Annotated in this window: 12 protein-coding genes and 1 riboswitch; of the genes, 4 read left to right on the top strand and 8 right to left on the bottom strand. The window is 49.0% G+C overall.

The annotated features are described in order from the left end of the window. Positions 1–10 precede the first annotated feature (10 nt). The gene (locus QEH52_RS10600; protein WP_308950331.1) at positions 11–1,144 is read left to right on the top strand and encodes a hemolysin family protein; all 1,134 of its coding nucleotides are present in this window, start codon (positions 11–13) and stop codon (positions 1,142–1,144) included. On the opposite strand, the gene QEH52_RS10605 is transcribed toward QEH52_RS10600, so the two are convergent. From QEH52_RS10605 to QEH52_RS10635, 7 genes are all read right to left on the bottom strand, one after another. Beyond that, positions 1,141–1,638 carry a hypothetical protein gene (locus QEH52_RS10605; RefSeq protein ID WP_308950332.1) on the bottom strand — a complete coding sequence of 166 codons (498 nt, stop codon included), beginning with the start codon at positions 1,636–1,638 and terminating at the stop codon, positions 1,141–1,143. The genes QEH52_RS10600 and QEH52_RS10605 overlap by 4 nt on opposite strands. Positions 1,639–1,714: 76 nt before the next feature. Next, positions 1,715–2,938 carry an alginate export family protein gene (locus QEH52_RS10610; protein WP_308950333.1) on the bottom strand — a complete coding sequence of 408 codons (1,224 nt, stop codon included), beginning with the start codon at positions 2,936–2,938 and terminating at the stop codon, positions 1,715–1,717. A 143-nt stretch (positions 2,939–3,081) separates the two neighbouring features. Next, positions 3,082–3,498 carry an RrF2 family transcriptional regulator gene (locus QEH52_RS10615; protein WP_308950336.1) on the bottom strand — a complete coding sequence of 139 codons (417 nt, stop codon included), beginning with the start codon at positions 3,496–3,498 and terminating at the stop codon, positions 3,082–3,084. A 134-nt stretch (positions 3,499–3,632) separates the two neighbouring features. After that, positions 3,633–4,040, bottom strand: coding sequence for a hypothetical protein (locus QEH52_RS10620; RefSeq protein WP_308950337.1), 408 nt, complete (start codon positions 4,038–4,040; stop codon positions 3,633–3,635). Positions 4,041–4,049: 9 nt separating this feature from the next. Then, entirely contained in the window at positions 4,050–4,505 is a 456-nt protein-coding gene (locus QEH52_RS10625) for a SecDF P1 head subdomain-containing protein (protein WP_308950338.1), read from the bottom strand. A 165-nt stretch (positions 4,506–4,670) separates the two neighbouring features. Continuing rightward, positions 4,671–5,471, bottom strand: a complete 801-nt coding sequence (locus QEH52_RS10630; protein ID WP_308950339.1) for a nitrilase-related carbon-nitrogen hydrolase — start codon at positions 5,469–5,471, stop codon at positions 4,671–4,673. A 36-nt stretch (positions 5,472–5,507) separates the two neighbouring features. Continuing rightward, positions 5,508–5,849, bottom strand: coding sequence for a zinc ribbon domain-containing protein YjdM (locus QEH52_RS10635; RefSeq protein WP_308950340.1), 342 nt, complete (start codon positions 5,847–5,849; stop codon positions 5,508–5,510). A gap of 163 nt (positions 5,850–6,012) precedes the next feature. Between QEH52_RS10635 and QEH52_RS10640 the strand changes: the two genes are divergently transcribed. The 3 genes from QEH52_RS10640 (at position 6,013) to QEH52_RS10650 (ending at position 10,284) form a co-directional block, all read left to right on the top strand. Continuing rightward, positions 6,013–7,509 (top strand): aldehyde dehydrogenase family protein, encoded by a 1,497-nt coding sequence (locus tag QEH52_RS10640; protein WP_308950341.1) that lies wholly within the window; start codon positions 6,013–6,015, stop codon positions 7,507–7,509. 2 nt (positions 7,510–7,511) lie between these two features. Then, the gene (locus QEH52_RS10645; protein ID WP_308950342.1) at positions 7,512–7,859 is read left to right on the top strand and encodes a DUF779 domain-containing protein; all 348 of its coding nucleotides are present in this window, start codon (positions 7,512–7,514) and stop codon (positions 7,857–7,859) included. 145 nt (positions 7,860–8,004) lie between these two features. After that, positions 8,005–8,118, top strand: a riboswitch (TPP riboswitch). Positions 8,119–8,184: 66 nt separating this feature from the next. Continuing rightward, positions 8,185–10,284, top strand: coding sequence for a TonB-dependent receptor (locus tag QEH52_RS10650; protein WP_308950344.1), 2,100 nt, complete (start codon positions 8,185–8,187; stop codon positions 10,282–10,284). A 234-nt stretch (positions 10,285–10,518) separates the two neighbouring features. Here the strand turns inward: QEH52_RS10650 and QEH52_RS10655 are convergent, their stop codons facing one another. After that, entirely contained in the window at positions 10,519–11,721 is a 1,203-nt protein-coding gene (locus tag QEH52_RS10655; protein WP_308950345.1) for a PEP-CTERM sorting domain-containing protein, read from the bottom strand. Positions 11,722–11,759 lie beyond the last annotated feature (38 nt).

Genomic DNA, 11,759 nt, shown 5'->3' on the forward strand with positions numbered 1-11,759 from the left:
GTATTCATCTATGCCCTACACTACATTTATTGACTTAGGCATCGCAACTGCCTCCCCCGCAGCTGTCGGTGAGGCAACTCAATGGGACGTCATCATATTGGTCGGATCCATATTCTTAGCGCTAGGCTTTTCCTTCCTATGCTCGATCGCCGAGGCGGTATTACTCAGCGTCACGCCCTCCTATATCGAGAGCCTGCGCACAAAACAACCCAAGCGAGCACAACGCCTACGGAAGCTCAAACTCGAGAACGTAGATCGCTCGCTAGCCGCCATCCTGACACTCAACACCATTGCCCACACAGTCGGGGCAATTCTATCAGGCGCCAAAGCCACCGTTGTCTTTGGCAGCGCATGGTTCGGCGTATTTTCAGCGATCATGACTTTAATGATCCTCTTTCTATCCGAAATCGTGCCCAAAACCCTAGGCGCGCTGTATTGGAAACAGCTGGTTAAGCCAACGGCATTCTTTGTCCAAAGCCTGATCTGGCTACTCTACCCCATCGTGTGGCTCTCCGAGCATCTAACCAAATTTTTATCAGGTGACAAAAAAGCGCATGCCTTCAGTCGCGACGAGCTGATCTCCATGACCCGTATCGGAGAAGCCTCTGGACACATGCCCAAGAGCGAATCACGCATCCTAAAGAATTTATTTCGCCTAGAGACGCTCTGTGCGCAGGATATCATGACTCCACGCACCGTGATTGCAGCGATGCCGGAAACTGAAACACTCGCGCAGGCGCTCAGCACTGTCACGGAGCGCCCTTTCTCACGCATCCCCACCTACCAAGAAGATAAAGATCATATTAGTGGCTTCGTACTTCGAGATGATGTATTAATGGCCAATGCTCGCGGTCAAGGAGAGACCACACTCGCACAAATCAGGCGCGATATCTTAAAAGTGCAAGACTCCGTATTACTGACAGAGCTCTTCGATGTTTTTTTAAAGGAGCGTGCCCACATTGCCATCGTACTCGACGAATACGGCGGCAGTAAAGGTCTCGTCACCTTAGAAGACCTGGTCGAAACCTTGATCGGTATCGAAATCATCGATGAAACCGACGACGTCGTCGACATGCGAGCCCTCGCTCGCAAGCGATGGCAAAATCGCGCCAAGTCGATGGGTCTAAACACCGAAGAATTCTAAGGCGCCCCTACTGTGACGACTTCGTGGATCAACCAATCCCCATCCAACTTACGCCAATAGATTTGATATTGAACGGAGTCACGCATGGCATCGTTACCTGCTAGAATTACACGAGCATTCACAGTCACACGCGACTTCGCTTCTGGATGCTGCTCACTCAGCTCGACATCGTGTCGTAAAATAGCAACTGAAGCCGAGTCTACCTGATTCCAGACCGCCAAAAAGGCACGTCCCAACTCGTCTGGTCCTCCGGCGAAGGCGCGGCCCGCCAAATATTCCACTTTGGCATGCTCAGTAAAGCAGTTCGAGAGCTGACGACTCCGCGCAAGCGACTCAAAGGTCGAGACAGAGCCCTCCTTTTCGACCAATTCCGCCACCTGCTTTAACTGCTTACGAATCGCTCGCACCTCCCAATCCACCTGAAAATAGAAGTAGCCGCACAGCAGCAGTAATACGCCGAAGACAATCGCACTAGTTTTTAACCGAGTAGACATCCAGCAAAGCTTTACTAGTTTCCCCAAAAGGTCAAATAAAGGCAGGCCTCATCGCAAACGCTTACACTGCCCTTCGCTAGTACTTCAAATTCAATTCGCAGCTAAACATTTTCTTATCGACCGCTCCGGCATTCCCGACTCCACCGTCGCTCGAATAATCACCATACTTGGCGAGCAAGGAAGCATACTTATTAATCTTATAGGCTGCGACGAGGTCGATTTCCTCTCCGCCATTTTGTCCTGATGCACCGGCCGACTCGGAATCGAACCAATGATAGATCGCTTTAACTTTAATACCATTTGCGATCGGCAGTGTGTAGCCAGCATACACATAATAGTCTTCTAATCCATTCGTGAAACCAGCAGTCGGTAAGAGCGCGTCCGCAAAGCCGTTGAACTTGTGCACAGTGGCTAAGGGCGTGCGAAAGCCTGGTTCCAATATCTCAAAGCCGGCACCGAGGGTGATGGCTTCAATCGTAGTCGAAACATCTGCTGCAAAATAAGACGCATCGTAATCTATGCTAGAAGGCCCGCTATCACTTTGATCCGCAAGGCTGGCTGCGTAGTGAACTGGCAACTCATCAAACATCAGAGTACCTGTCGCGCGTAGGCCAAGGCTGGTATTGCTAGCATCGGCATTCATGCTGTCATCCCCCTCGATATCATAATAAAAGGCAGTCAGTGTAAACTCTTTGGAGAAGGTATAGGCGATATTGACACCGTATGCATTCAGCTCGTTATGAAGGCCGTTTACACTGTGCTGCTCTGCCAGATAGAAAGGTTTGACCTTCAGCTGTTCGATGCCCGTGTATTCAGCAGTAATGGCATCAAACGTTTGAATATTCTGACGCCAACCTACGTGACCGATGAAACGATGATCATCCAAAGCATAAATCTGCCGCCCTAGCTTGATACGTCCGTAGTCGACATCTTGGTACTGCAGCCACAGTTGATTCAGGTCCGTGCCATCACCAGCTTCGTCGAGCGGATGAATGTCGTTCACCTCGCCCCCGACTCGAGTCAGGGTTTCGCCCTCTACCATCGCAGTAAAACCACTAAAATTGGGTGTGGTATAGCCATAGCGAACGCGCAGCGAGTTCCCCTCACGATCGTTTGCAGCGACTCCATTTTGCAAGTCGAAAGCTTCGTAGCGCCAACGCACATCGAGATTAAATTTCCCAGGCATACTGGCTTCAAGTTCTTTAAAAGTCGTATCTAAATAAGATTCAACTGAGTTGGCGCTAGTAGCACTCACAGTAAGTAAAACGGCGAGCGAAGAGACTTGGTATACGGATTTCATGGTCAGTTTTGTTGTTAGATTTTGTGTTTAAACACAGAATCTACAGCACCAGTAACCATGCCATATTTTCATAAAAAACCGAATTGAACATGATCAAAATTCATGCATTCAGTGAAAAAACTTTCTAAGTGTAAAGTTCTGCCTCAGGACGCTTGCTCGCTAAAAACATCCAAAGTGGTGCTCTCCAAGAAATCACACATTTGAGCATCCAGCTCGAACAATTTGTCATGCAAGGGGCACGGGGCTCCATGACCGCACCATCCGGGGCCAAAGGGGCATTGCAAACGATCATCCGATTTCTCGAACTGCACAACGATCGCGTGCAATGTGATTTCTGCGGGCGGTTGAGCCAACCAATAGCCTCCACCAGGGCCTCGAGAACCATCAACCAATTGTGCCTGCGAGAGCACAACTAGAATCTTAGCCACTAAGGTTTGCGGCAAATTACGCCGTTTAGCGATATCGCCCGAACTGAGTTTAGTCGTGCCGCCATCGTAAACTTCGGCCAAATAACTCATGGCCGAAATCGCATTTTGTGCCATCTTTCCGTATTTAAGCATGTGTATCTTATTCGAAAAGCAGCTTCGCTTGAAAAAATCATGATGGCAATACGGATTGCCAAAGAATGAATCATGCCACGTCAATCCGGCAACTGAGCAAGTATGCAGAGGTCGACTTTCTCATTCTTCAGCAACTAAGCAGCAGATAAGTGAGAGCGCCTGCCGTAAAACTCCTCCTTACGTGGTATGATATAAACTAAGACTACGATACCTAATACCGTCCCGACTGGAGCTAGCAACAAAATCAACGCCGAGTAGATGGTCATGAACCAAAAGAACCAAGGCGCCCGATAGCGGCTGACAAAGAGCGCGAAGAGCAAACAAATATAGCCAATCATATTCCCAAGAAGACCAAGCAGAGGCGCATACAAAGCCACCACCATACTGAATTCAAGCGAGCTTTCAGAAACTCCTCCCAAGTTATCAAAGTCACTCATGTGAATCACCCCACCAATCATCGCGAGAATCGACACCAAAATACCGAATAAGGGGCCTAATTGTAAGCAGGCCCCGACCAATGCAAATATTTTACCTTTTTTCATTTTTTCTAGCTACTGAGACAGTTCAGAAGCTGCCGGCCGATTCAAGATCGTCCGCGCCAGTTGCTCCGCCTCGGACCGAGTCAAGGTCCCCACAATCATTGCCCGCTTAGAAAGAGGATTCATGACGGTCGCCACAGTAAAGACCTTGCCATCCACAAGGAAAACTAGCTCTTGCCGAATCCTCGCTGCTGTAATTTGCCTAAATCTCTGCGCCGCAGGATCAAAGAACTCAAGATTGACCGCATAGTGATCCCCTTGCTTCGAAACATAGGCATCTTCAACATCTGCAGATGACATCAAAATCTCAGGGCTCAAGTAAATCGGCCTCTCCTCGTCCCCTATCCAATAACTGGATTCTGTATAATTCTCAAGCGGCTCACGCGAAGCATCTCGTATCTCTAGCTGTGCCCATAAAGAGCTCGCCAAGCCTGCGAGCAGCATCACCACAATCATCTGACTTTTCATAACAATAAATTACTTAACCTCAACAAATCAAAAGTCGAACTAAATTTCAAAGGAATGATAAGCAAAAAAATTCATCTTCCGAGTTTGAACGAATGGCAATAGGCGCACAAACCCAGCACAACTTGCAGACTTTTTGCTAATTAAAGCAGATTGCCGTCCTAGCGACTATAGATGAAACAAATCGCCTCTGCGGTCTTCCCAGGCACTTAATTTAGAGCGAACTTTGCTCACCAGCGAAGGATCGATCTCCACCTGCAACAGACATGCCTCCTCCGAGGCCTCGACCACAATTTCCCCCCATGGATCCACGACCATGGAGTGTCCAAAATACTGAGTTTCCCCCACACTGCTGCCGTGCCCCTCGACACCGCATTGATTGATCGCGATGAAATAGTTTTGATTCTCAATCGCACGCGCACGCACCAAGCTGCGCCAGTGGTCTAAGCGTGGATGCGGAAATGCAGCCGGTAGGACCTGCAAGATTGCACCGGCTTCAGTATTGCGTCGGAAAAGCTCCGGAAAGCGCAGGTCGTAACAGATCGCCGCTCCGATCCGACCAAACTCGGTCTCAAAACTCACGCACTGCTCCCCCGCTTCAACATGCCGCTCCTCATGAAACAGCGTAAACAGATGCAGCTTACGGTAACGTGCGCACAGCTCCCCACGAGCATCAAAGTAATGGAAGCAATTCGCCGCATTGCCCGAGTCGGTCCGCTCGAGCATGGAGCCACAAATCGCGATCCCATGCGCCTTCGCGAGAGCCGAAACCGCTGCCGCATCATCGGCCGCGGCGTCTAAGTGAGCGCGATTATAGGCCCAGTCAAAACCGGTGGTGCACATTTCGGGCAAGCACAGCAGGTCAGAACCTGCGGCGCTCGCCTCGGCAGCCAGTTCAGCGATCCGCGCCAAATTGGCAGCAGCATCCGCGCGAGCGACTTCAAATTGTGCGAGAGATAATTGCATCATAAACAGTTCGAATGGAAACCCTCCGAACTTAGCGCATTAAGCCTTCTTTACAAATTCAGACTTCAGTTTCATGCCGCCAAAGCCCTTAATCTTGCAATCAATATCGTGATCTCCACCGACGAGTCGGATGTTTTTCACCTTAGTTCCGATCTTTAGTGTCGAGGAAGTCCCACCAACCTTAAGATCTTTAATCACGGTCACAGTGTCGCCATCTTCCAGCGGTGTACCAAAAGCATCGCGAAATTCAACTACTTCCTGCTTAGATTCCTCCAAAGATTCGAGCGTAAACTCATGCCCACAATCGGGACACACGATCAAGCTACCATCTTCGTAGGTATATTCAGAGTCGCACTGAGGACAATTTGGTAATTCTGCCATCTATCTAGCTGAGCCAATCCCAAAGCCTAGGCAAGCTTTGAAAGTCTAAAGCCTTCCCCTCGAACCACGCTCAGCAGCGCAGAGCCCCACTGAATAAGCATTGCAATCCGACGACATATAAGCCAAACATATAGACCCCAATAAGAACACTAATACCTCAATTATGAAATACCCCAAACCTAGTTTTAAAACGCGCTACGAAAACTTCATCGGAGGCCAATGGACTCCCCCGGTCGACGGCCAGTATTTTGACAATCCATCTCCAGTCGATGGAGCCAATTTTTGCAAAATCCCGCGCAGTGGGGAGAAAGACATCGATCTCGCCGTGCAGGCAGCTTGGTCGGCAGCTAAAACATGGACCCAAACCTCAGCCGCGGAGCGTAGTCGAGTATTAAACAAAATAGCCGATCGAATCGAAGAAAACCTACCGATGCTCGCCGCTGTTGAAACTTGGGATAATGGTAAGGCCATCCGAGAAACGCTCAATGCGGACCTTCCGTTGGCAGTCGACCACTTTCGCTATTTTGCAAGCGTCATTCGAGCAGAGTCAGGAGACATCGCAGATATCAACGCCAACACGGTTTCAATGGAAGTGCACGAACCACTCGGTGTAGTGGGTCAAATCATCCCTTGGAACTTCCCTCTGCTCATGGCGACCTGGAAAGTGGCCCCGGCCCTCGCTGCGGGTAATTGTATCGTGCTTAAACCTGCGGAACAGACACCAGTCAGCATACTCGTGCTGATGGAACTGATTGAAGATTTACTTCCCGCTGGCGTACTCAATATCATCAATGGCTTCGGCCCCGAAGCCGGCAAACCGCTAGCCACCCACCCAGACATCAAGAAAGTCGCATTTACTGGCGAAACCACCACAGGACGCCTCATAATGCAGTATGCTTCAGAGAATATCATTCCTGTCACCCTCGAACTAGGCGGCAAATCACCTAATGTATTTCACAAAAGCGTGCTAGCCGAAGATGATGCTTTCCTAAATAAAGCGATCGAAGGCTTTGTTCTATTTGCCCTAAACCAAGGAGAGGTATGCACTTGCCCTTCACGCGCACTCATACACGAAGACATCTATGAAGAATTCATGAGCAAATGTATCGAGCGCGTTAAAGCCATCAAAATGGGCGACCCGCTAGACGACTCCACAATGATGGGCGCACAGGCATCTCACGACCAATACGAAAAAATCCTCAGCTACATCGATATTGGTAAAAAAGAAGGTGCTGAAGTGCTGCTAGGTGGAGCGGCTTTTGAGAATCCTTCGTATGCATCCGGCCACTACATACAACCTACGGTCTTTAAAGGAACGAACAATATGCGTATCTTCCAAGAAGAGATCTTCGGTCCTGTGGTCAGCGTCACGACCTTTAAAGATGAAGACGAAGCACTGCAAATTGCCAACGACACCCTTTACGGCCTGGGTGCTGGAGTATGGACGCGCGATGTGCACCAAATGCAAAAATTCTCACGGGGCATCCAAGCAGGCCGAGTCTGGTGTAACTGCTACCACGATTACCCCGCCCATGCCTCCTTTGGTGGTTATAAAAAATCTGGAATTGGACGCGAAAATCATAAAATGATGCTCAACCACTACCGTCACACGAAGAACGTACTGACTTCCTACAGCAAAGACGCCCTCGGTTTTTTCTAAGAATGCCTGAACAAGTTCAGATTACAAAAGCCGCTGCAGAGATCGTGCGTCAGCTCAAAGTAACGCACGGACCACTGATGTTCCATCTAAGCGGTGGCTGCTGCGACGGCTCCGCGCCCATGTGCTTCGCCGAAGGCGATTTCATACTAGGTTCACGCGATCTACAAATAGGCAACATCGAAGCATGTCCCTTTTACATCGCCGCCGACACATATAAATATTATAAAAACTCCGCAATTACCATCGATGTCACAGCAGGCCGAGGCGCCAGTTTCTCTTTAGAGATCCCACTCGGCGTACGCTTTCTAATGCGCTCGGAACTCCTAACAAAAGATGCCCCTGCAAAGTAAACCCCTCGGGCCTGCATTTAATAATTCCGCTCAAAAACGCATCCCTCCGATGTAGAACGACGGCGAGAGCCGTTGTCTCCTGTTGCAGCCCAGTAGGTGAAAAAGGTAGCTCTTGACAAGGATGCGCGAGGCCCGTTTGTCTAGCGACCTTCCTTAGGGGTGACCTGACATGGTCTGAGATGCTTTCGAATATGGCGTAAGCGATCCCTTTGAACCTGATCCGGTTGACACCGGCGTAGGAAAAGGAATGGATCGCCCTCCTTTCGGCGGTTCACCTTCAATCGCCCAAGGCCGGATCTCAACAACACTAACATTGAGATCCAACATGAAACAACACATCAGCGCCATCGCGCTAATAAGTATCAGCAGCGTCGCTTTCGCACAAGAAAACGACATCCAAATGCTGCCCACCACCGTCGTGACTGGCGAACTCTGGGAGTCTGACATCCAGAACACCACTGCCAGCGTCACCGTCCTCGACCAAGCCGCTCTCGAAAATAATGGCGTTCAGCACTTCGAGGATGTGATCAATGCCATCCCCAATCTAACTTGGACCGGCGGCAGTTCCCGCCCTCGTTATATTCAGATCCGTGGTATCGGCGAAAACTCACAGTATGAAGGCGAGACCCCTGATTCTTCAGTGCGTTTCTTAATTGACGACCTAGACTTAACAGGCGTCGGCACGGTTGGTAATCTTTTCGACGTGCAACAAGTTGAGGTGCTACGCGGCCCACAAGCTGGTGCTTTCGGTGCCAATGCAGCGGGGGGCGTCGTTCGTATAGTCAGCAACGAGCCCACTTCCTATTGGACAGGCCAAGTCGAAGCCACTGTCGGGAATGACAATCTTCGTTCAGGCGGCATCGCTGTGGGCGGTCCAATCATCGAATCAAATCCCGAACAACTGACTTTCCGTCTTTCCGTGCATCAATTGGAACAAGATGGCTTTCGCGAGAATAAATTTCTAAACAAAGACGACAGCAACGGACGTGACGAACTGACAACACGTCTAAAAGTCCGCTGGCTCGCCAATCAAGATTGGCAATTCGACACAAATTTCTTCTATGCAAATGCTGACAACGGCTTCGATGAATTCTCGCTTACGAACGACCGCACTCAAGTATACTCTGACGAGCCAGGCCGCGACGAACAGGAGAGCATGGGCACCAGCCTTCGTACGAGATGGAGTGGCCTTGATGAAATTGACATTATTGGCGTCACTAGTTTCACCAAAACAAATTCCACCTATAGCTACGACGGCGACTGGTCAAACCCAACGGACCCACTCTACGTATACACTGATTTTTTAAGCTTAGACCGCTCTCGAAATGTATTTAGCCAAGAAATCAGCCTAAATTCCAAGGCACAGACAAATGCCCTAGGCATGATCGACCGCTGGACAATTGGCGTTTACGGACAATCCCTGAACGAAGACTCTAATGCCGCATGGACAACTAGTGGGTATCTTTGGAACACTGACTTTAATTCTGAAACACTCGCACTCTTCGGACAAGCTACTCATGAGTTTAATAATACTACACGTCTCACGCTTCAATTACGCGTCGAGCATTACTCAGTTGAAGTTGCAGCAGATGGCATAGGTCCTGACGCCATGTGGGCCCCCGTAGTCCCCTTTGATTACGAGCTTGATAGCTCTGAAACACTTTGGGGTGGAAACATCACACTTGAGCACGATTTATCGCAAGCCATGCAAGCTCATATTGCTCTAGGCCGTGGATACAAGGCAGGTGGAGCCAGCACACCAAACTTCACGGGCTTAACAAATATTACATACGAAAACGAAACACTCTGGACAGTTGAAACGGGACTACGTGCTCGTCTCTTCGACAACGCCGTCGACACCAGTGTAACTCTCTTCTATATATATCGCGAAGACCCTCAGTTCCGAGATTCGGAGGGAGCCGGTAGCTTCTTTGATTACGTAACAACGAATGGAGACACTGCCAAGCATTGGGGACTCGAAGGTGACGCAACTTGGTATTTCGCTGAGAATTGGAGTTTGAGTACTACTTTAGGTCTACTTGAGGCAGAGCGCAGTACATATAACGCTGGAGGAGTTAGTGTCAGTTCGCGCGATGTGGCAAATGCTCCTCACTTCACATATAGCGCTCGCTTAGATTACAATTCAGCTGAAGCCTTATTCGGAAGTATTGAACTAGTAGGCAGCGACGAATATTATGAATCGAACAGCCATACAGAAAAGCGTAATGCGTTTGCAGTCGTTAATGCTACAATTGGCTACCGCTATAAGAACTGGACCTTCACAGTCTGGGCCAAAAACTTACTGGATGAAGAATATGAAGAGCGAGTATTCTTCTTTGATAATACATACGATGACAACGATGAACGCTACGAGTCGCCCGCCAATCCGCGCGTATTCGGGGTGACCGCAAACTACAACTGGTAAACCCTCAAATAATCACCAAGCCCCGCTTCAAAAAGCGGGGCTTTTTTGTATCCCAATAAATGCACTTATCACTTTTAACTTCCCACTCCAAAAATGATTACGCCCACCCTAAAAACAACTAAAGATATAGCGATCAATCATCCCCGAAAGTAACAAAGACTAAGCACTTCACACAAAAAAATCCCGGCACATAAGTGCCGGGATTTTTAGTCACTCAAGACATACTGAATTCGCCTACTTCCGGCGTCGCAGCATGACGAAAGTCAAGCCCAAGCAACCTGCAAGCAAAGCATAGGTGGACGACTCTGGCACCACAGTCAAATAACCAGTCGCCTCTGAGAACTGAAGCAAAGAATTGGAATCATAGGTCCAAATACCATCAGACTCAGTAAAATCAGTCACACTGAATGTCGCTCCGTAGGCGACGGTCAATCCATCAACATCCACAATCAACCAAGAGTTACCTTCAGTCAGATCCGCACCGGTGAGGTCGAATGTTAATTCACCATTCAGATTCAATTCGCTCATGTTCGCATCGCCACTGGTGATGGAATTACTCACGCCATTTGCCCCGATGACAAACTCAACGGAGGAACCATCATTGAACGAAAAACCGTTGGCCTTACTAATGGAGATATCCAAATCACCGCTAATATCCCCGGAAAAATTGCCCTTATCGATATTAAGCGATGTGTTATCTCCCGCTTGAATGCTACCAGCCCCATAGAGTTGCCCGAGCGAATCGGAAACGCCCTCGTCCACTATGAAGAGGCCGTTTACAGTTAAAGGATTGAGTTGGTCACTGGTAGACAGTTGCAATGTTCCAGAAGCCCCCACGACAATACTTTTCAGCTGCTTAGTCGCAGTGCGATTAATAACAACCAAACCTTCATTCACATTAATAGCATAGTCGCTATTCGCCGAATCGGTTAGCGTGAGAGTGCCGCTCCCCGTCTTGGTAAATGTTTTACCTGCTCCAGAAAGCTTCATGCTCGATGTCCCCTCAATCACGAAATCGGAGTTATCTGTAAGTGATACGGCATCATTAAAAGTCGCCGAAGCCCCACTGGATACCGTGTAAGTCGCCGCAGCGCCTAGTTTTAAATTTCCATCGAAAGTATAAGTCCCTTCCTCTATGGTCAGATTGGTCGCGGTAGGTGTGCCAGTTGCAGTAATTGTTGCTGTTGCCACATTGTTTCCGGCAGAAAAGACCACACTATCCGTATCCGTAAAAGTCGTCACCGCCGCGGTGCCATCGGATGCGGTATTCCAATTGGAAGTCGTCGCGATATCCCAAGTGCCCGATGCATCTGTGGAGTCCGTTGCACCTGCGTTGGCACCGTTAATATCCCAATATACTTGGGCATGAAGCACGCCGCAAATTGCAATCGAGGCAGCACTGACAGTAGATAACTTCTTTAACATATTCATTTTCATTATTTTTGATTAGGGGTTATGCAGTGGATAAAATAACT

Source organism: Thalassobacterium maritimum, from assembly GCF_031127805.1.
Lineage (GTDB): Bacteria > Verrucomicrobiota > Verrucomicrobiia > Opitutales > Coraliomargaritaceae > Thalassobacterium > Thalassobacterium maritimum.